The organism is Agrobacterium sp. LMR679 (assembly GCF_027157905.1).
GTDB lineage: Bacteria > Pseudomonadota > Alphaproteobacteria > Rhizobiales > Rhizobiaceae > Agrobacterium > Agrobacterium leguminum.
Genome location: NZ_JAPVOJ010000002.1, coordinates 2,404,092 through 2,422,135 on the forward strand (window position 1 = coordinate 2,404,092; position 18,044 = coordinate 2,422,135).

Consider the following 18,044-nt stretch of genomic DNA (forward strand, 5'->3'; position numbering starts at 1 on the left):
TCAGGTTCTGATGACCCGCGCTGCCCCCGCCGCTAGAAACGGTGCAAAGGCAGTGCGAATGTCTTCAAGAAATGTCTCGCTGAAACGCCCGATGGGCTGTTGAAGAACATTGAAATGGTATGATCGTTCGATCACGTCGTAATTGCATTCGCTGACGGTGACCCAGCCGCGATCATAGTCGGTTAGTTTTGCGCGCCGAAGCTCGAGCTTCGGTATTTCGATTGCCCGCTGCTGGCTGTCCTGCGGCGGTTTCGATGAAATGGGCAGCAGCAATATATGCGACAAGCCCTGCGCGTCCGTAATCGTCAGGATCATGCAGACGGGGCGATCTTTTTCCCCATGGTCACGCGTTGGATTAGCCGTAGACTGCCATCGCCACAAATAGGGATAGGAAACGATATCACCGCGTCTGAACTTGGACATTATCTGTCCTGCTCATCGCGGGATGTCCGATGTTCTTCGGAGTCTTTCTCCAGCTGGGTGTTGAACATGGCGGCCAATTCATCGGGCATTTCGCCGGCTGCGTAAGACCTTCGCGGATCGTCGCTTCCCAGCATTTTTTCGAAAAGTTCGACCGGCACCACCACGACAGAAGGTCGCCCATGCTTCGTCAGCAAAATGGGCGATTTCTGCGCTTCGTCATGGTAGCGACCGAAATGTCGCATAAACTCCGCCGTGGAAATGGATTTTCTTTTCATGAGGAATCCTCAAATCTGTATTTCCTGAATAATACAGAAAATACAGAAAATTTAAAGCCGTCGATTTTGGTCTGGCGGCCCGCTCATCCACAGGAACCTTCTCTTCATCCGCCCCGCCACGTTGTTCTTCCCTTCATGCTTTGTTAACCCGTTGAGGAAGGCCTTTCAGAAAACGGGTAGGGAATCATGCTGGCGACCGCAGAGGCGATTTCAGCCGACAGACCGGAAAAGCGCATCAAGGATCGCGCTCAGACGGAGAAGGCGATTTTTAATGCGGCGCGGTCGCTGCTTGCCGAAGAGGGATTTCAGGGTTTTGGCATCAATGCCGTTGCCCGCCGCGCCGGCTGCGACAAGCAGCTCATCTACCGTTATTTCGGCGGCCTCGATGGCCTGGTCGAGGCGATCGGCGAGGACCTCGGTTCCTGGGTGAAAGATCGCATTCCGGAAGATACCGGCGGCATGTTCCTTTTGACCTATGGCGACCTCATGGAAAAGCTGGCGCTTTATTTCATGGATGCGCTGCGCAGCGACCCTCTCGTCTGCAAGATCATCGCCTGGGAAGTGTCTGACGGTTCACCGCAGGTGCGCCAGCTGGCCGAAGCCCGCGCCAAGTCGCTCGGCAAATGGCTGGAGCGTATGCGAGGTTCGCTGGCGGCGCCGAAGGGTGTGGATACAGCGGCGGTCAATGCCGTATTGTTCGCCGCCATTCAGCACCTCGTCATTTCCGCTGCCACCAGCGGCCAGTTCGCGGGCGTACCGCTTAAATCGGACCGGGACTGGGACAAGATCGCCACTGCCGTCAAAAGGCTGGTGCGCGGCGTTTACGGCTGAACCGGTTTCCGCAGGCGCAAGGCAGTCGCGCCTGGACCTGCGCATTAAAGAAAAATCAGTCATGTTTTCATCGGGCCGGCAACCGCCCGACGCATCCGGCCGTTCACGCGATCACATTCTTTTCCACATGCCGGCCGCCGTCGTTAACCATAATGACAGCTTTCATTTGCCTCGCCATGGCTGCCGGTCCAGTGTGGGTTAACGAAATGTTAACCATGCGCAATGACTGCGCATAAGGGAGCCGCAAGTGAGCCGCTGGACAGCTTTAGGCGTCATGATGACGTTTTTTGTGATGCTGCCGTTGGATATCGACGCGCCGGCGCTGAACCTCTGCCTTATGGCCGTGGTGCGCTGGGCGGTGCTTGCCGGCGTTCCCGATACGATGTTTGTGCGGGGGCAGGCGGCATGAAGTGGTTTCTGATCCTCTGGGCCGGTCCCGTCGCGCTGCTGGGCAGCTGGTACTGGCTTTCCTATTACGACATGAGCTTCGGTTTCTACATGCTCACACGCCAGACCCATGATCTGGTGTTCGAGATTTACGGCAATATTCTCGGCCTGCCGCCGGAAAGCCTGCCGCCGCTGGTGGCGCGCGCCATCGCCGTCGACAGCCTGATCGTTTTTGCGATTCTGGCTTTCCGCAAGAGAAAGCAGATTGCGGCCTGGTGGCAGGGCCGTCAGTCGGCCGCGCGGGTGAGTGCGGAAAGCCTGTCCAGAGCGCCCTGAAGAATGAAGCTCGCGGCGGCCGAATCGATGCGTTCGGCGCGCTTTGCGCGTGAGACGTCCATTTCCAGCAATGCGCGCTCGGCCGCGACCGTCGAAAGCCGCTCATCCCAGAAAATGAAGGGCAGGGCGGTTTTTTCGCCCATTGTGCGCACGAAGGCGCGCGTCGCCTGCACGCGGGGACCGGCCGAACCATCCATGTTCATCGGCAGGCCGATGATGAAGGCGAAAACTTTTTCCTTTTCGGCGAAGGCCAGCAGTACTTCCGCATCCTGCGTGAATTTCACCCGTTTGATGACGGGGCGCGGCGTTGCGAAACGCCGCGACAGGTCCGACATGGCAAGCCCGATCGTCTTCGTGCCAAGGTCGAGGCCGGCAATCGCCTGTCCCGGCTGAAGCGCCTGCGCCAGTTCCTCAATGGTGAGTGTTGCCATGTCGCGTGTTGTCCTTATCGTTTGCGGACGAATTCGGTGCGCAGCACCAGACCCTTCACCGCATCATGTCTGCAATCGATCTCTTCCGGATTATCGGTCAGGCGGATCGACTTGATGACGGTACCCTGCTTGATGACCGTGCTGGTGCCCTTGACCTTCAAATCCTTGATGAGGGTGACGGAATCGCCATCCGCCAGCACATTGCCCGCCGCATCGCGCACTTCATTCGCACGCGCCGCTTCTGCAGCCAGTTCGGAGGCCGGTCGCCATTCACCGGTCGCCTCATCATACACGTACTCGTCATCATTTGCGGCCATGGTCGCCTCTCTTAAATATTGGTAGTGCGGTTGTTCAGGCCGTCCTATGTCATAATATACCGGCAATACAAAGGAGAACTTCCCATGAAAATCACCTGGCTCGGCCATTCCGCCTTCCGCCTCGAAAACGGCAGCGCGAAGATCCTCATCGATCCGTTCTTCACCGGCAACCCCGGTTTTGCAGGGCAGGATGGAAAGTCGGCAGCCGAAGGCGTCACCCATATTCTCCTGACCCACGGCCATGGTGACCATGTCGGCGATACAGTCCAGCTTGCCCGCGAAACCGGCGCGACCGTGCTGGCGAATGCCGATCTTGCCGCTTGGCTTTCCGCCAAGGGCGTCGCGAAGGTCGACATGGGCAATACCGGCGGCACGGTGCATTTCGACGGTTTTTCAGTCACCTTCACCAATGCGCTGCATTCCTCTGCCCAGATCACCGAAGACGGTGTTTCCCATTCGCTCGGCAATGCCAATGGCCTGATGCTGCATTTCGAAGACGGCCCGGCCGTCTATCACATGGGCGATACCGACATCTTCTCCGACATGAAACTCATCAATGAACTGCATCAGCCGGATATCGGCCTTGTGCCGATCGGTGACCGCTTCACCATGGGCGGAGCCGTCGCCGCGCTCGCCTGCCAGCGCTTCTTCAAGTTTGAGCATGTGCTTCCCTGCCATTACGGTTCCTTCCCGATCATCGACCAGACGCCGGAGAAGTTCGTGGCCGGCATGGAAGGGGCGGAAGCGCGCGTCCACACGCCGAAGGCCGGCGATACGCTGTCCTTCTGACATTTTGCCCGTGCATGTCGCGACCGCAAACCGCCATACAGTTTGGCGCGACATGCTTTCTACCGTTGCGAATGACGGACATGGTGATTATAGCGAATGGGAAATATCCCATCGGAGTAGAACCATGTCCGTCGATCTCGCCACCGTGAAGCGCGTTGCGCGCCTTGCCCGTATCGCAGTCAGCGAAGAAGAAGCACAGAATATGCTTGGCCAGCTGAACGGCATACTCGGTTTCGTGGAGCAGCTTTCGGAAGTGAATGTCGACGGCGTCGAGCCGATGACATCGGTGACCCCGGTGGACATGAAAAAACGCGCCGACGTGGTGACCGACGGCAACAAGGCGGAAGACATTGTCGCCAATGCGCCTGCGACCGACCGGGACTTCTTCATGGTCCCGAAAGTGGTCGAATAAGCCGACCGCCTCTGCCGCCCGATTTTTCCAAGATTTCGAAAGCCGTTGCCGACCATGACCGACCTGACGAGCCTGACCATTGCCGAAGCCCGCGAAAAGCTGAAGGCCAAAGAATTCTCCGCCCTCGAGCTGACCGACGCCTATCTCTCCGCCATCGATGCGGCCAACGGCGCGCTGAACGCCTATGTGGCGACGACGCCTGAAAAGGCGCGCGACATGGCAAAAGCCTCCGACGAACGCATCGCCGCCGGCAAGGCTGGCGAGCTGGAAGGCGTTCCGCTTGGCGTGAAGGACCTTTTCGCCACCCGCGACGTGCACACGCAGGCATGTTCGCATGTTCTCGATGGCTTCAAGCCGAAATATGAGTCCACCGTCACCCAGAACCTCTGGGATCAGGGCGCCGTCATGCTCGGCAAGCTCAACATGGACGAATTCGCCATGGGCTCGTCCAATGAAAGCTCCTGGTACGGCCCGGCCATCAACCCGTGGCGCGCCAATGGCTCCGACCAGAAGCTGGTCCCCGGCGGCTCCTCCGGCGGTTCCGCCGCAGCCGTGGCCGCGCATCTGTGCGCCGGCGCCACCGCGACCGACACCGGCGGCTCCATCCGCCAGCCGGCAGCCTTCACCGGCACCGTTGGCATCAAGCCCACCTATGGCCGCTGCTCGCGCTTCGGCATCGTCGCTTATGCCTCTTCGCTCGATCAGGCCGGCCCGATTGCCCGCGACGTGCGTGATGCCGCGATCCTGCTGAAGACCATGGCAAGCGTCGACGCCAAGGATACGACCTCCGTCGACCTGCCGGTGCCGGATTACGAAAAGGCCATCGGCCAGTCGCTCAAGGGCCTGAAGATCGGTATTCCGAAGGAGTATCGCGTCGATGGCATGCCGGAAGAAATCGAAAAGCTCTGGGCCAAGGGCGTCGAGTGGTTGCGCGATGCCGGTGCCGAAGTGGTCGATATTTCGCTGCCGCACACCAAATACGCGCTGCCTGCTTACTACATCGTCGCGCCGGCGGAAGCCTCGTCCAACCTTGCCCGTTATGACGGCGTTCGTTACGGCCTGCGCGTCGACGGCAAGGACATTGCCGACATGTACGAAAAGAGCCGCGCCGCCGGCTTCGGCAAGGAAGTGCAGCGCCGCATCATGGTTGGCACCTATGTGCTGTCCGCCGGTTATTACGACGCCTATTATCTGAAGGCGCAGAAGGTCCGCACCCTCATCAAGCGCGACTTCGAAAACGTCTTCCACGAAGGCGTCGACGCCATTCTGGCGCCGATCACCCCGTCTTCCGCCTTCGCAGTCGGTGACGAGGAACTCGCCTCCGATCCGGTGAAGATGTACCTGCAGGACGTCTTCACCATCACCGTCAACATGGCCGGTCTTCCGGGCCTCTCGGTTCCGGCCGGCCTTGACGGCAAGGGTCTGCCGCTCGGCCTCCAGCTTATCGGCAAGCCTTTCGAGGAAGAAACGCTGTTCAAGACGGCGCACGCCATCGAGCAGGCAGCCGGCAAGTTCACCCCCGCCAAATGGTGGTGAAAAGCCTCACGCTACGAGACATGAACGAAGCCGACCGCGATACGGTCGGCTTCGTCGGTTTTGCCGCCTGGCGTTCCGGTGACGCCTTCGACGACAGCTATCTCGATCCCGATGTCATCGAGCGGGTGAGGGGCGAATTCGAGAGTTTCGCCAAGTCTCCGACCGGTGATATTGTCGTCGCTGAAATGGACGGCGTTGTTGCCGGCTGGGGAGCGTGCGATACGGCGCCGCATCACATTTCCGATCTCTGGGTGGACCCGAACTGGCAGGGCAAGGGGATCGGCAAAGCCCTGATCCTTCATTTTCTCGACAGAATGCGTGCGCAAGGCCTGCCGCTGGCCACCATCGACACCCATGCCAGAAACCGCGCAGCCATCGGTCTTTACGAGCGTTGCGGTTTTGAGATCGTCTGGCGCGGCATGGAATGGTCCGACATCATGAAAGTCGAACTCGAGAAGGTGAAGCTGGAGCGCGGGCTCTCGCTATAACCCGCTCTTACGGCCGCAGCTGCTTCTCGGCGAAATGCCGGGCGACAGCGCTGCCGCCGCCCGGTTGATTTATCGATTGTCCAGCTCACCCCGCACGAGTTCCAACCCGCGCGTGGTGATGCGGTAGGGCTTGCCGCCCGAGGAGGCGATGGCTCTCTTCCGTTTCAGCTTGCGGAAAGTGAGGAGATCGAGGCCGCTGAAAATCCAGCCGTCACGCGTGTAGAGCGCTAGTTTTTCGATTTTGTGGGCGTCGTCTCGAACGAGTTCAATTCTGCCGCCCTGGGCGAGCAGGTGAAGAATGCGCTGTTCGGCGCGGGAAATGTCCATTTTTGGAAGTCCGGTCGGCGTCATATAGACGCGTGAAAGCAAATCCGGGTGCCGTTAAGGCATCCGGCTCGGTTTCAGCATGGCCCGGCGCGCAATAAACTTGCGGGCAGGGCCTTTACCGGGACTCCGATTGAGCGAACATAAAAACTCCGTTCTTGCTCCTTTTGGGTAGCGGGCAAAGCCGAGGCGGTCAAGTCCCGCCAGGCGCGAGAAAACCACGCTGGTCGAATCGCGCCGGCAATGGTTTAATTTCAACGGCCATGGAGGGCGCGGCTTGATCGTCATTCGCAATGCGCATGAGCAGGAAGCGGAGGTTCTGGCGGCCATCGGCCTCAGGGCATGGCGACAGGCAACCGCGGCTCTCGGCATCACCCCGACCCTTTACGACAATGCGGCCAGCGCCTTTTCCAATTTTACCCGCTCGTCATGGCTGGCGATCAGGGTGGCGGAGTTTGGCGGCTCGGTTGCCGGATGGGCGGCGCGGGAGCATTTCGACGAGACGATTTCCGATTTCTGGATCGATCCTGATTTTCAGCGCCGGCGGGTCGGCACCCACCTGTTGGGCGATGTCGAAAGGCTGATAGAGGACAGGGGGTTCGAGACCATCCGGCTTGAAACCCATGCCCAGAATGAGCCCGCCGTCGCCTTTTTCCGCCACCATGGCTATAGCGTCCGCTGGCTCTCCGTTTCCTATGCGCCGAAACTCGACCGCGAAGTGCAGTCGGTGGGCCTGCAGAAGCAATTGGTCGAGGTTGAGAGCGGTCTCTACGGGCCGGCTTTCTAAGGTGGAGTTTGCAGAGCCTCCACCAGCCATATCGGCCAATCAGGCATGATGGCGAGCGATGCGACAAGGCCTAGCTGCAATATCACAATCGATATCAGGATGCTGCGGAACGGTTCCTTGCGCGTTTTATGCCGCAGCAGCCGTTGTGCCGAGATCGCGCCCAGGCTGCCGCCGATGAGCGCAAGCGATAACAGCGTGCTTTCCCGGATGCGCCATGCGCCATTTCTCGCCGCTTCCTTGTCCCACCAATAGACAAGAAAGACGAAAAGATTGAAGGCGATATAGGTTATGAAACAGAGAGCGAGCGTCATCATGATGTGAATTGAAACCGGGAAGCGTAAAAAACGCGTATCCTGTATCGGTGAAAATCCCGGGCCTGGTGTGAGAGGGCGCAAGGTGTCTTGCGCCCGCGCTCCATTTGTTCTACCCACCAAGGCCAAAGAACCCGTATATCGTGAGCTTCAGATGACCCTTGTAGACGTGCGCACCCCCGACCCGAAACGCTTCATTCCCGGCGCCACCGGCGATTGGGAAATCGTGATCGGCATGGAGGTGCATGCGCAGGTTCTCTCCAATTCCAAGCTGTTTTCCGGTGCGTCGACCACCTTCGGCAATGCGCCGAATTCCAACGTGTCGCTGGTGGATGCCGCCATGCCCGGCATGCTGCCCGTCATCAACGAGGAATGCGTGAAGCAGGCGGTGCGCACTGGCCTCGGCCTGAAGGCGAAGATCAACCATCGCTCGATTTTCGACCGCAAGAACTACTTCTATCCGGACCTGCCGCAGGGCTACCAGATTTCGCAGTTCAAGGACCCGATCGTCGGTGAGGGCACCATCACCATTTCGCTCGGTCCGGATCGTCAGGGCAATTTCGAAGATATCGAGATCGGCATCGAGCGCCTGCATCTGGAGCAGGACGCCGGCAAGTCCATGCATGACCAGCACCCGACCATGTCCTTCGTGGACCTCAACCGTTCGGGCGTGGCGCTGATGGAAATCGTCTCCAAGCCGGACATGCGCTCGTCGGACGAGGCCAAGGCCTATCTCACCAAGCTGCGTTCCATCGTCCGTTATCTCGGTACCTGCGACGGCAACATGGATGAAGGCTCGATGCGCGCCGACGTCAACGTCTCCGTCCGCCGTCCGGGCGAAGGTTTCGGCACGCGCTGCGAAATCAAGAACGTCAACTCCATCCGCTTTGTCGGTCAGGCCATCGAATATGAAGCGCGCCGCCAGGTCGCCATTCTGGAAGATGGCGGCGTCATCGATCAGGAAACCCGCCTGTTCGATCCCGGCAAGGGCGAAACGCGGTCCATGCGCTCCAAGGAAGATGCGCATGATTACCGCTATTTCCCCGATCCGGACCTCTTGCCGCTCGAATTCGACGATGCCTTCGTCGAGGCGCTGAAGGTCGATCTGCCGGAACTACCCGATGACAAGAAGGCCCGTTTCGTGGCCGATCTTGGCCTGTCGGTCTATGACGCCTCGATCCTCGTTTCGGAAAAGGCGATTGCCGATTATTACGAGGCCGTGGCCGCCGGTCGCGATGCGAAGGCCGCCGCCAACTGGGTCATCAACGATCTGCTCGGCGCGCTGAACAAATCGGGCAAGGATATCGAGACGACGCCGGTTTCGCCGGAGCAGCTCGGCGGCATCATCGATCTCATCAAGGCCGAGACCATTTCCGGCAAGATCGCCAAGGACCTGTTCGAAATCGTCTGGAACGAGGGCGGCAACCCGGCTGAAATCGTCGAGGCCCGCGGCATGAAGCAGGTGACCGATACCGGCGCCATCGAAAAGGCCGTGGATGAGATCATCGCCGCCAACCCCGATCAGGTCGAGAAGGTGAAGGCAAAGCCGACGCTCGCCGGCTGGTTCGTCGGTCAGGTCATGAAGGCGACGGGCGGCAAGGCCAACCCGCAGGCGGTGCAGGCGCTGGTGAAGGCCAAGCTCGGTATCGAGGAAGAGTAAGCGGACGCTGCCTCGTGCCTAGAGGCATTGAGGCCGACAGCTCTCATCCGTCATCCTCGGGCTTGTCCCGAGGATCTAACGACCCACAAGGTCAAACGTGCTCAGATCCTCGGGACAAGCCCGAGGATGACGTCGAGTACGAACGACTGTCATCACTTTTGCCGGGATCAACGCCCGGCTTTTTCTATTCTGAGACGGAGCCAAATCATGTTCTTCATCCGCACGGCAAGCCTGCGTGACATCGAGCCGGTGCGCACCCTGCTCGCGACGACGTGGCACGCGACCTATGATGCGATCTATGGCGTGGACAAGGTGAACCAGTTGATTCTCGCATGGCATTCGCCGCAGGCCATGAAGGACCGTATCGAAAAAAAGGGCGGCGAGTTTCTGGTGGCTGACGACGGCAAGCGGATCGGCGGCATGGCCTATGGCTCCATGTCCACCAAAATGGCGAAAACGGCCCTGCTGCACCAGCTCTATGTCGCCCCCGATCTTCAGCGTCAGGGCATTGGCCGCGATCTCTTCGCCGAACTGGAAACCTGTTTTCCGGATGCGGAAATCATGCGGCTGGAAGTCGAGCCTAAAAATACTGTCGCAATCGCCTTTTATGAAGGCGTCGGATTTGTGGAGGTGGACCGAATCGAGCGCATGGCGGGCATCGAGGGGTTGCCCGGCATCGTTATGGAAAAGAGCCTGACCCGATGAATGAGACATTGCAGAAGCTGATCATCCGCACGGCGCGCGAAGACGATCTTCCGGCACTCGCCGCCATTTTTGCCGCCGACGAGATCGGCGGCCACGGGGATACGGCGGAAGAATCGGCGCAGCCGGATTATCTCGCCGCTTTCCGCGCCATCGAGGCATCGCCGAGCGAAACGCTCTATGTGGCCGAACTGGATAGCGAGGTGGTCGGCACCTTCCAGACGGCGATCCTGACCAAGCTCGTCGGGCGAGGGGCGAAGTCGATGGTGATCGAGGCGGTGCAGACACGCGCCGACATGCGCGGTCGCGGCATCGGTGCGGTGATGATCAATCATTGCCTGGAAGAAGCCCGCCGGCAGGGCCTGAACGCCGCGCAGCTGACGTCCAACATGGCCCGGCTGGACGCTCACCGCTTCTACGAGCGGCTGGGTTTCGAGAAGCGGCATTTAGGCTTCAGGATGAAGCTGAAATAGCGCGGATATATCTCGAAATGCTGGACAATTGCCGTGAGGGGCGGCATAAGCATGTCTTGTGCCGTGCACGGAAAATCGCTGCGGCGCATTCAAGCCCGAGGAACGTAGAATGAAGACTCTCCTGACGCAAATCTTCACCTGGTGGAACGGCCAGACGATCGGAACGCGGTTTCATACCTGGCGTTTCGGCAAGAAGGTGGGACAGGACGAGTTGGGCAACACCTATTACGAAGGCGGCACCACTTCCTGGGGCATGCCGCGCCGCTGGGTCATCTACAATGGTTATGCCGAAGCGTCGGCCATTCCGCCCGGCTGGCATGGCTGGATGCATTACCGCACCGACGTGCCGCCGAGCCAGGAAAGCTACGTTGCGCGCGACTGGCAGAAGCCGCATCAGCCGAACCTCACCGGTTCGTCCAAGGCCTATCGCCCGCAGGGATCGCTGGCCGTGGCCGGTGAGCGCCCGCGCGTGACTGGCGACTACGACGCGTGGACCCCGGGCAACTAAGCATCTTGCGATGCGCGGTGTTGTGCAAAACGCCGCGCTTGCATCCGGCCTCACCGGTTTTTGCCACATTCCGCCCTTAGGCGTTGATCCGGTCGGCGGTTCGACACAGGCAAATATTTGGAGACATATCGTATGAGGAAATTCACGCGAGATCGTTCTTTGCGTGCGCTGACAGTCTCGCTGTTTGCAGCGGTCTCTGCTGTCATCCTCATTTCGCCCGTCTCCGCCGCCCGTCTCGAAAACCGCGTGGCGGTGTTTTCCGGCATCGACAAGATCACCGGCCGCATCACTTCCTTCGATGTCTATATCGATGAGACCGTGCAGTTCGGCGCGCTTCAGGTGACGCCGAAAGTCTGTTATTCCCGCGACCAGACGGAAACCCAGAAGATCGACGCTTTTGTCGAGGTCGATGAAATCACGCTCGACCGCAAGATCAAGCGGATTTTCACGGGCTGGATGTTCGCCGACAGCCCTGGCCTAAACGCCGTGGAACACCCGATCTACGACGTGTGGCTGACGGGCTGCAAGCAGGACTCGGAAGTTCCCGCTCCCTCTACGGCAAGCAAGTAATTAACCCACGACCGCGCCTATTTCTGGCGTCTGAGCTTCTCGGCCAAATCGGCCAGGGCTTTGCTTTTGCTTTCCAGTTGTTCGATCATTTCCTCCCGCGTTAGTTCGGGCTCGATCACGATCGGAACGGTGAACTTGTTGGGCTGATCGCCGGCGGGAGGTGAGGGGAACCTGATTTCCGAGAACGCCCTCTTCACGGCCGTTCTTGTCTGATAGGTGCTATCCCTTATGTTTTTGACCTGAACAGCCTGCATCTTTCCCGCCGGGTCAACGCGGAAAGTCACAAGGAGCACCTGTTTCTTGTTCGTCCGCACGACCTTGAATTCCGGGCGGCCGGTTACGCCCGTCAAGGCTCGGGAAATTTCGCTTCGCCAGGCGGCCTGCGGGTTCGAGCGCTGTTCGGCAGCGGTGACATTCGCCGCCGGCGTCAACATCAATAACAAGGCCGCAATCCAGCGCATGACAATCCCCCGGTGAACCGTATATCATGATCGGATAGGTCATGTTTTTGAGGGTTGCAAGCAAAATCTCAGGTTGTTTTCAGTGTGGATTTTCTTGCGCCGACAATTTTTCGAAGGGCACATCCGGCCTGTCGACAGCCGCTTCAAGTATCGTGGCATATTCCGACTTTGGAATATCGATTGCCCCGAATGTCTTCAGATGTTCGGTCGTAAACTGCGTGTCGAGCAGCGTAAATCCCTGCTGCCGCAAACGCTCGACCAGATGCACGAGGCAAATCTTCGATGCATTGGTGCGGCGGGAAAACATGCTCTCGCCGAAGAAGGCAGCGCCCAACGAGACACCGTAGAGCCCACCGACAAGCTCCTCGCCCTCCCACGCCTCGACGCTATGGGCGTGGCCGATCTGGTGCAACTCGGTATAGAGCCTGCGGATGGTGGCGTTGATCCAGGTGCTTGGCCTGTCCGGCGCTTCCGCCGCACATCCGGCCATCACCGCTTCGAACGCGGTGTTGAAGCGAATCTCGAACGGCTTCCTGCGCATCGCCTTGGCGAGGCTTTTGGAAACGTGAAAACCATTGAGCGGGATGATTCCCCGAATTTCCGGTTCGACCCAGAAAAGCTCGGGATCGTCAGCCGAATCGGCCATTGGGAACATACCGGCGGAATAGGCGCGCAGCAGGATATCGACCGTTATGCCGTTATTTCTGCTGCGCCGCCCAACCATATCGTCTTAGTGAGACGCGTCACCGGCCAGATATTTTTCCAGCCAGTGAATGTCGTAATCGCCCTTCAGGATATCCTCGTTTTCGAGGAGGTCCTGGAAAAGCGGCAGCGTGGTCTTGATGCCGTCGACGACGAACTCATCCAGTGCACGACGCAGGCGGCGAATGCACTCGTCACGGTCGCGGCCGTGAACGATCAGCTTGCCGATCATGCTGTCGTAATAGGGCGGGATCTTGTAGCCCTGATAGGCGCCCGAATCGACGCGCACGCCAAGGCCGCCCGGCGTATGGAAATAGGTCAGCGTGCCAGGCGAGGGAACGAAGGTGCGCGGGTCCTCGGCATTGATACGGCATTCGATGGCATGGCCATGGAATTCGATATCCGCCTGCGTGACCGACAGGCCCTGGCCCGAAGCGACCCTGATCTGTTCCTGCACGAGATCCATGCCGGTGATGGCTTCCGTCACCGGATGCTCCACCTGCAGACGGGTGTTCATTTCGATGAAATAGAACTCGCCGTTTTCATAAAGGAACTCGATGGTGCCGGCGCCGCGATATTTCAGCTTGCGCATGGCGCTCGCGCAGATCTCGCCGATCTTCATGCGTTGTTCGACGGTCAGAGCCGGCGAATTGGCTTCTTCCAGCACCTTCTGGTGACGGCGCTGCAGCGAGCAATCGCGTTCGCCGAGGTGAACGGCATTGCCTTCGCCATCGCCGAAAACCTGCACTTCGATATGGCGCGGCTTGCCGAGGTATTTTTCCATGTAGACCGCGTCGTTGCCGAAGGCTGCCGCCGCTTCGGAGCGGGCCGTCGCAACGGCCTCTTCCAGATCGGCTTCGGTCTTCGCCACCTTCATGCCGCGGCCGCCGCCGCCCGCCGTCGCCTTGATGAGGACCGGGAAGCCGATCGTCCGGGCGATTTCGAGAGCGTTTTCAGGCTTCACTTCGCCATCGGAACCGGGAACCACGGGAATGCCGAGTTCCTGTGCCGTCTGCTTGGCGGTAATCTTGTCGCCCATGATGCGGATATGTTCGGCGGTCGGTCCGATGAAGGTGATGCCGTGCGCGTCGAGAATATCGGCGAACTTGGCATTTTCCGACAGGAAGCCGTAACCGGGGTGAACGGCGTCCGCACCGGTGATTTCGCAGGCCGCAACGATCTGGTGGATGTTGAGGTAGCTGTCACGCGAGGGCGGCGGGCCGATGCAGACGCTCTCGTCGGCAAGGCGCACATGCATGGCGTCCGCGTCGGCCGTGGAATGCACGGCCACCGTCGGAATGCCAAGCTCCTTGGCAGCGCGCAGGACGCGTAGCGCGATCTCGCCGCGGTTGGCTATGAGGATCTTCGAAACCATGCTGAACCGCCTTTATTCGATGACCACGAGGGCTTCGCCATACTCCACGGGCTGAGCGTCGTTGACGACGATTTCCACGACCTTGCCGGACTTGGGAGCCGGGATCTGGTTCATGGTCTTCATGGCTTCGACGATGAGGATGGTCTGGCCTTCCTTGACGGTCGCGCCCACTTCGATGAAGGGACGTGCGCCCGGGGCAGGCGAAAGATAGACCGTACCGACCATCGGCGAGGACACGGTGTTGGCCGGGTTACGGGCGGGTGCTGCGGCGGCTGCAGGGGCGGCCGGTGCTGCGATTGCCGGTGCGGCAGCGGGCGCTGCCGGCGCGGGCGCATAAGCGGCGGGCGCTGCAGCATAGACCGTGGCGGGAGCGGGAGCGGCGCGGGAGACGCGGATGCGCAGGTCTTCCTGCTCCACTTCGATTTCCGAAAGGTCGGTATCGTTGAGGATATTCGCGAGTTCGCGGATCAGTTCCTTGTCGATACCCTGTTTCTTTTCAGACATGACAAACCCTATTCTTTGTTTCTTTTTATGCCGTGATGTTTTTCAGCGCGTGAAGCGCCATGATGTATCCATATGGTCCGAAACCGCAGACCATGCCCTTTGCCGCGGGTGATACCATCGATTTGTGACGGAACTCTTCGCGGGCGTGGATGTTGGAAATGTGCACTTCCACGACGGGCGTGGAAATCGCGCGAATGGCGTCATGCAACGCGATGGATGTGTGGCTGTAGGCGCCGGGATTGATGACGACGCCTGCCGCCCGCTCGCCCGCCTCCTGCAACCAGTCCACCAGCACGCCTTCGTGGTTGGACTGGCGGAATTCCACTGCGAAACCGAGATCGGCACCGGCTTGAAGGCAATCATTTTCGATGTCCTTCAGCGTCTTGCCACCATAGATACCCGGTTCCCTTTTTCCCAGCATGTTGAGATTGGGGCCGTTGATGACGATGATGATGTTGCTCATTCACGTTTCCATAAGAAAATCAGCGACACCTATAGACTGCGCAGCGGTCAAGGAAAAGCCCCCGCAAGCCCTAAACCGGCCGCTTGGCAGGCATCTCACAGGGAATGCAGTGGCTTTTTTAGCAATCAGGAGCAGGTGGCTTTTCCACAGCTGCGCATATTGGCGATTTTTTCCTTCAGCGGGTCGGCGCCGACCGCACCGAAAACCGCCTCGTCGCCGACGATATAGGACGGCGTTCCGGTGATGCCGAGGCTGGTTGCCAGCTTGTAAGTTTCCTGCACCTGCTCGTCATTGGGGTTCTCCGCCATCGATTTGCGGATATCGGCTTCCTTGAGACCGAGCGAGGTCGCGACTTCCATGGCGCTGTCCTCATTCGCCCGTCCGCGGCCGCCGAGCAGCGTGCGCTGGAATTCGGGATACTTGGCCGGCGCAAGCAATTTCACGGCGTTGGAGACACGGTGGGCGGCAACCGATTCCGGTCCGAGGATCGGGAATTCCTTAAGGACGACACGCACCTTCTTGTCGCTCTTCAGGATATTGTCCATGTCGCCCATGGCGCGTTTGCAATAACCGCAATTGTAGTCGAAGAACTCGACCAGCGTGACGTCGCCATCCGGGTTGCCGAGCGCCAGATCGAATTTCGATTCGAAGATGGCCTTCTTGTTGTCGGCGACGGCTTCCGCCGCCTTGGCGTTGCGCGCCGCATATTGCTTGCGCTCAAGCGCATCCTGAACCTCGAGCATGATTTCCGGGTTCTCGATCAGATATTGCTTGATGAACTCGCCCATCTCCTTCTTCTGCTGCTCGTCGAGCGCGTGGGCGGGCAGGGAGGCGAATACCGTCGAAAGGGCCGTCACGCTGGCGAGAAGGGTGGAACGGAGAAAATGCGCCATATCGGTCCTCATTCTGTGCGGCCGGAGCCTCTTGAAATCTTATGAAGGCAATTACCTTACTTTAAGCCAAATGCCATACGGCAAAAATACTTGTCCGCATTATGATCGCATGATTGTGAAGATTGTGATTCTGCGGCAAGTCTCTGAAATACGGTTCAGGAAAGAGCATGCCCTTGATTACGATGTCGAAGCGGAGCGCAGTCGAACCCTTTCACGCCATGGACATCCTGGCGGAAGCGAATCGGCGCAGGCAGGCGGGCCGCCCCGTCATTTCCATGGCGGTCGGCCAGCCCTCCCATCCCGCACCCAAAGCCTCGCTGGAAGCGGCCGAGGCCGCGCTGAAGCATGGGCGGATCGGTTATACCGACGCGCTCGGCCTGCGTGAGCTGCGGGAGGCGATCGCCGGCCATTACCGGCTGCGCCACCAGGTCGCCATCGATCCGGCCCGCATCGCCGTGACGACGGGTTCGTCTGCGGCCTTCAATCTCGCTTTCCTCAGCCTTTTTGATGCGGGCGATTATGTCGCCATCGCAAGGCCCGGCTATCCGGCCTATCGCAATATTCTGAAGGCTCTCGGCCTTAATGTCGTGGAAGTGCCGGTCACGGCTGAAACCGGCTATACGCTGACCCCCGCAAGTCTGGAGCGGGCGGAGACGAAAGCCGGCTGCAAGCTGAAGGGCGTGCTTCTGGCAAGCCCGGCCAATCCAACCGGCACGGTTACCGGCCGCGAGGCGCTGAAGCGGCTCGCCAGCTATTGCGAAAGCCGCGACATGGCTTTCATTTCCGACGAGATCTATCACGGCCTTACCTTTGTCGGCGAAGAGACGAGCGCGCTCGAAATCACCGACAATGCCGTGATCATTAACTCCTTCTCCAAATATTATTGCATGACCGGCTGGCGCATCGGCTGGATGGTGCTGCCCGAAAATCTGGTCCGTCCGGTCGAGTGTCTGGCCCAGAGCCTTTATATTTCCGCGCCCGAACTGTCGCAGCTTGCGGCGACCGCAGCCTTTTCGGCGGCGGAGGAGCTGGATGTCTACCGGGAAAGCTATCGCACCAACCGCGATTTCCTGATGGCTCGCTTGCCGGAGATCGGCCTGCCGCTCGCATCCCCCATGGATGGCGCTTTTTACGCCTATGTCGATACCAGCCGCTTTTCCAACGACAGCATGGATTTTGCGAAACGCATGCTGGCGGAAATCGATGTGGCGGCGACGCCCGGCATGGATTTCGATCCCGAGGAAGGCCACAGGGCGCTGCGCATTTCCTATGCGGGTTCCGTGTCGGATATCGCCGAGGCTGTGGGTCGTATCGCCGGCTGGCTGAAATAAGCCGGGATCATCCGCTCAGGGAAATCAGGTAGGGGAAATCAGGCGGGCGTGCAGCCGAAGGTGCTGTTGAACGCCTTTTCACCCTTTGCAGTAAAGGTCAGCACACGGCCGTTTCCGCGCCGCAGCCAGTCCCGCTGCTGCATCGCTTCGAGAAGCGATGCGCCAAGCCCGCCGCCGAGGTGATGACGGCGTTCGCTCCAGTCCAGGCAATGCAGGCAGACCGGGCGACGGGCCTTTTCGAGCGGCGAAAGGTCGATGCCGAAGTTCGAGAAGAAGTCGCGTCCGCTCTCCGTAAGGGCAGGATCATCACCTAACGTCACGAGCCCTTTCGCGGTGATGGCGGCAAGCAGCGCCACGCCGCTCTCCCCGGCCAGATGATCGTAGCAGATGCGCGCTTCCCGCAGCGCCTTGTCCTTCGGTCCCGTGCGGACGCGGACCGCGCCCGTGCGTTGGGCCAGACCCATCAACGCTTCAAGAACATGCGCCACATCCTCATCGGAAAGACGGAAATAGCGGTGACGTCCCTGTTTTTCCGCTTTCAGGAGTTGCGCCTCGGAGAGCTTCGACAGATGCCCGCTGGCGGTCTGCAACGTCACGCCGGCGGCTTCGGCAAGCTCGCTTGCGGTCAGCGCACGTCCGTCCATCAGCGCCGTCAGGATGTTGGCGCGGGCAGGGTCGCCGATCAGGGCGGCGACATTGGCGATCAGGGGTCCGTCTTTCATGCTTCGATGATAGCCGAAGCATTGATGCAAGGC

Annotated in this window: 27 protein-coding genes; 14 read left to right on the forward strand and 13 right to left on the reverse strand. The window is 59.7% G+C overall.

The window, feature by feature from the left end:
• Both O3W47_RS22395 and O3W47_RS22400 read right to left on the reverse strand, forming a co-directional pair.
• Complete coding sequence (locus O3W47_RS22395) at positions 1 to 423, reverse strand: type II toxin-antitoxin system PemK/MazF family toxin (RefSeq protein WP_137452039.1); 423 nt, start codon at positions 421 to 423, stop codon at positions 1 to 3.
• Complete coding sequence (locus tag O3W47_RS22400; RefSeq protein WP_137452038.1) at positions 423 to 698, reverse strand: type II toxin-antitoxin system prevent-host-death family antitoxin; 276 nt, start codon at positions 696 to 698, stop codon at positions 423 to 425. Before O3W47_RS22400 ends, O3W47_RS22395 begins: the two co-directional genes overlap by 1 nt.
• A 186-nt stretch (positions 699 to 884) precedes the next feature.
• Here O3W47_RS22400 and O3W47_RS22405 point away from each other — a divergent pair, with 186 nt between their 5' ends.
• The 3 genes from O3W47_RS22405 (at position 885) to O3W47_RS22415 (ending at position 2,252) form a co-directional block, all read left to right on the forward strand.
• Positions 885 to 1,529, forward strand: a complete 645-nt coding sequence (locus tag O3W47_RS22405; RefSeq protein ID WP_137452037.1) for a TetR/AcrR family transcriptional regulator — start codon at positions 885 to 887, stop codon at positions 1,527 to 1,529.
• Positions 1,530 to 1,806: 277 nt separating this feature from the next.
• Positions 1,807 to 1,938 carry a hypothetical protein gene (locus O3W47_RS22410; protein ID WP_269314891.1) on the forward strand — a complete coding sequence of 44 codons (132 nt, stop codon included), beginning with the start codon at positions 1,807 to 1,809 and terminating at the stop codon, positions 1,936 to 1,938.
• A complete protein-coding gene (locus O3W47_RS22415) occupies positions 1,935 to 2,252 on the forward strand; it encodes a DUF6105 family protein (protein WP_137452036.1) in 318 nt (105 codons plus the stop codon). The genes O3W47_RS22410 and O3W47_RS22415 overlap by 4 nt, the downstream gene beginning before the upstream one ends.
• On the opposite strand, the gene ruvX is transcribed toward O3W47_RS22415, so the two are convergent.
• Together ruvX and O3W47_RS22425 are read right to left on the reverse strand one after the other, a co-directional pair.
• Entirely contained in the window at positions 2,204 to 2,683 is a 480-nt protein-coding gene (gene ruvX, locus O3W47_RS22420; protein WP_003521476.1) for a Holliday junction resolvase RuvX, read from the reverse strand. The two genes, O3W47_RS22415 and ruvX, sit on opposite strands and share 49 nt — an antisense overlap.
• Positions 2,684 to 2,697: 14 nt before the next feature.
• Positions 2,698 to 3,000, reverse strand: coding sequence for an alkylphosphonate utilization protein (locus O3W47_RS22425; RefSeq protein ID WP_080817152.1), 303 nt, complete (start codon positions 2,998 to 3,000; stop codon positions 2,698 to 2,700).
• A gap of 84 nt (positions 3,001 to 3,084) precedes the next feature.
• Here O3W47_RS22425 and O3W47_RS22430 point away from each other — a divergent pair, with 84 nt between their 5' ends.
• The 4 genes from O3W47_RS22430 to O3W47_RS22445 all read left to right on the forward strand — a co-directional run bounded on the left by O3W47_RS22430 (position 3,085) and on the right by O3W47_RS22445 (position 6,225).
• Positions 3,085 to 3,789 (forward strand): metal-dependent hydrolase, encoded by a 705-nt coding sequence (locus tag O3W47_RS22430; protein ID WP_127756118.1) that lies wholly within the window; start codon positions 3,085 to 3,087, stop codon positions 3,787 to 3,789.
• A gap of 124 nt (positions 3,790 to 3,913) precedes the next feature.
• Positions 3,914 to 4,201, forward strand: coding sequence for an Asp-tRNA(Asn)/Glu-tRNA(Gln) amidotransferase subunit GatC (gene gatC, locus O3W47_RS22435; RefSeq protein ID WP_003521472.1), 288 nt, complete (start codon positions 3,914 to 3,916; stop codon positions 4,199 to 4,201).
• A 54-nt stretch (positions 4,202 to 4,255) separates the two neighbouring features.
• Positions 4,256 to 5,737 carry an Asp-tRNA(Asn)/Glu-tRNA(Gln) amidotransferase subunit GatA gene (gene gatA, locus O3W47_RS22440; RefSeq protein ID WP_003521471.1) on the forward strand — a complete coding sequence of 494 codons (1,482 nt, stop codon included), beginning with the start codon at positions 4,256 to 4,258 and terminating at the stop codon, positions 5,735 to 5,737.
• Positions 5,728 to 6,225: a GNAT family N-acetyltransferase gene (locus O3W47_RS22445; protein ID WP_269314617.1), complete on the forward strand. Its 498-nt coding sequence runs from the start codon at positions 5,728 to 5,730 to the stop codon at positions 6,223 to 6,225. The genes gatA and O3W47_RS22445 overlap by 10 nt, the downstream gene beginning before the upstream one ends.
• 69 nt (positions 6,226 to 6,294) lie before the next feature.
• Here the strand turns inward: O3W47_RS22445 and O3W47_RS22450 are convergent, their stop codons facing one another.
• Positions 6,295 to 6,552: a YjhX family toxin gene (locus O3W47_RS22450; protein WP_003521470.1), complete on the reverse strand. Its 258-nt coding sequence runs from the start codon at positions 6,550 to 6,552 to the stop codon at positions 6,295 to 6,297.
• Positions 6,553 to 6,826: 274 nt separating this feature from the next.
• Here O3W47_RS22450 and O3W47_RS22455 point away from each other — a divergent pair, with 274 nt between their 5' ends.
• Entirely contained in the window at positions 6,827 to 7,336 is a 510-nt protein-coding gene (locus O3W47_RS22455) for a GNAT family N-acetyltransferase (RefSeq protein ID WP_262535175.1), read from the forward strand.
• On the opposite strand, the gene O3W47_RS22460 is transcribed toward O3W47_RS22455, so the two are convergent.
• Entirely contained in the window at positions 7,333 to 7,650 is a 318-nt protein-coding gene (locus O3W47_RS22460) for a DUF1294 domain-containing protein (protein WP_269314618.1), read from the reverse strand. The genes O3W47_RS22455 and O3W47_RS22460 overlap by 4 nt on opposite strands.
• Positions 7,651 to 7,801: 151 nt before the next feature.
• On the opposite strand from O3W47_RS22460, the gene gatB reads away from it, so the two are divergent.
• The 5 genes from gatB to O3W47_RS22485 all read left to right on the forward strand — a co-directional run bounded on the left by gatB (position 7,802) and on the right by O3W47_RS22485 (position 11,560).
• Positions 7,802 to 9,307: an Asp-tRNA(Asn)/Glu-tRNA(Gln) amidotransferase subunit GatB gene (gene gatB / locus O3W47_RS22465; RefSeq protein ID WP_003521466.1), complete on the forward strand. Its 1,506-nt coding sequence runs from the start codon at positions 7,802 to 7,804 to the stop codon at positions 9,305 to 9,307.
• 207 nt (positions 9,308 to 9,514) lie between these two features.
• A complete protein-coding gene (locus O3W47_RS22470; RefSeq protein ID WP_003521465.1) occupies positions 9,515 to 10,012 on the forward strand; it encodes a GNAT family N-acetyltransferase in 498 nt (165 codons plus the stop codon).
• On the forward strand, positions 10,009 to 10,482 hold the full coding sequence (locus O3W47_RS22475) for a GNAT family N-acetyltransferase (protein ID WP_269314619.1): 474 nt from the start codon (positions 10,009 to 10,011) through the stop codon (positions 10,480 to 10,482). Before O3W47_RS22470 ends, O3W47_RS22475 begins: the two co-directional genes overlap by 4 nt.
• A 109-nt stretch (positions 10,483 to 10,591) precedes the next feature.
• On the forward strand, positions 10,592 to 10,990 hold the full coding sequence (locus O3W47_RS22480; protein WP_003521463.1) for an NADH:ubiquinone oxidoreductase subunit NDUFA12: 399 nt from the start codon (positions 10,592 to 10,594) through the stop codon (positions 10,988 to 10,990).
• Between the two features lie 132 nt (positions 10,991 to 11,122).
• A complete protein-coding gene (locus O3W47_RS22485; RefSeq protein WP_003521462.1) occupies positions 11,123 to 11,560 on the forward strand; it encodes a DUF2155 domain-containing protein in 438 nt (145 codons plus the stop codon).
• A gap of 17 nt (positions 11,561 to 11,577) precedes the next feature.
• Here the strand turns inward: O3W47_RS22485 and O3W47_RS22490 are convergent, their stop codons facing one another.
• The 6 genes from O3W47_RS22490 to O3W47_RS22515 all read right to left on the reverse strand — a co-directional run bounded on the left by O3W47_RS22490 (position 11,578) and on the right by O3W47_RS22515 (position 15,958).
• Entirely contained in the window at positions 11,578 to 12,021 is a 444-nt protein-coding gene (locus O3W47_RS22490) for a hypothetical protein (protein ID WP_269314620.1), read from the reverse strand.
• A 79-nt stretch (positions 12,022 to 12,100) separates the two neighbouring features.
• Positions 12,101 to 12,745: a leucyl/phenylalanyl-tRNA--protein transferase gene (gene aat / locus O3W47_RS22495; RefSeq protein ID WP_269314621.1), complete on the reverse strand. Its 645-nt coding sequence runs from the start codon at positions 12,743 to 12,745 to the stop codon at positions 12,101 to 12,103.
• 6 nt (positions 12,746 to 12,751) lie between these two features.
• A complete protein-coding gene (gene accC / locus O3W47_RS22500; RefSeq protein WP_174024939.1) occupies positions 12,752 to 14,098 on the reverse strand; it encodes an acetyl-CoA carboxylase biotin carboxylase subunit in 1,347 nt (448 codons plus the stop codon).
• A gap of 12 nt (positions 14,099 to 14,110) precedes the next feature.
• Positions 14,111 to 14,602, reverse strand: coding sequence for an acetyl-CoA carboxylase biotin carboxyl carrier protein (gene accB, locus O3W47_RS22505; RefSeq protein ID WP_137003401.1), 492 nt, complete (start codon positions 14,600 to 14,602; stop codon positions 14,111 to 14,113).
• Positions 14,603 to 14,627: 25 nt separating this feature from the next.
• Positions 14,628 to 15,065, reverse strand: a complete 438-nt coding sequence (aroQ, locus tag O3W47_RS22510) for a type II 3-dehydroquinate dehydratase (RefSeq protein ID WP_077982408.1) — start codon at positions 15,063 to 15,065, stop codon at positions 14,628 to 14,630.
• Between the two features lie 125 nt (positions 15,066 to 15,190).
• The gene (locus tag O3W47_RS22515; RefSeq protein WP_003521455.1) at positions 15,191 to 15,958 is read right to left on the reverse strand and encodes a DsbA family protein; all 768 of its coding nucleotides are present in this window, start codon (positions 15,956 to 15,958) and stop codon (positions 15,191 to 15,193) included.
• A 173-nt stretch (positions 15,959 to 16,131) separates the two neighbouring features.
• On the opposite strand from O3W47_RS22515, the gene O3W47_RS22520 reads away from it, so the two are divergent.
• Positions 16,132 to 17,289 (forward strand): pyridoxal phosphate-dependent aminotransferase, encoded by a 1,158-nt coding sequence (locus O3W47_RS22520; RefSeq protein WP_170985876.1) that lies wholly within the window; start codon positions 16,132 to 16,134, stop codon positions 17,287 to 17,289.
• A gap of 38 nt (positions 17,290 to 17,327) precedes the next feature.
• Here O3W47_RS22520 and O3W47_RS22525 read toward each other — a convergent pair whose 3' ends face one another.
• Positions 17,328 to 18,011: an ArsR/SmtB family transcription factor gene (locus O3W47_RS22525; protein ID WP_059752744.1), complete on the reverse strand. Its 684-nt coding sequence runs from the start codon at positions 18,009 to 18,011 to the stop codon at positions 17,328 to 17,330.
• Between the last annotated feature and the right edge of the window lie 33 nt (positions 18,012 to 18,044).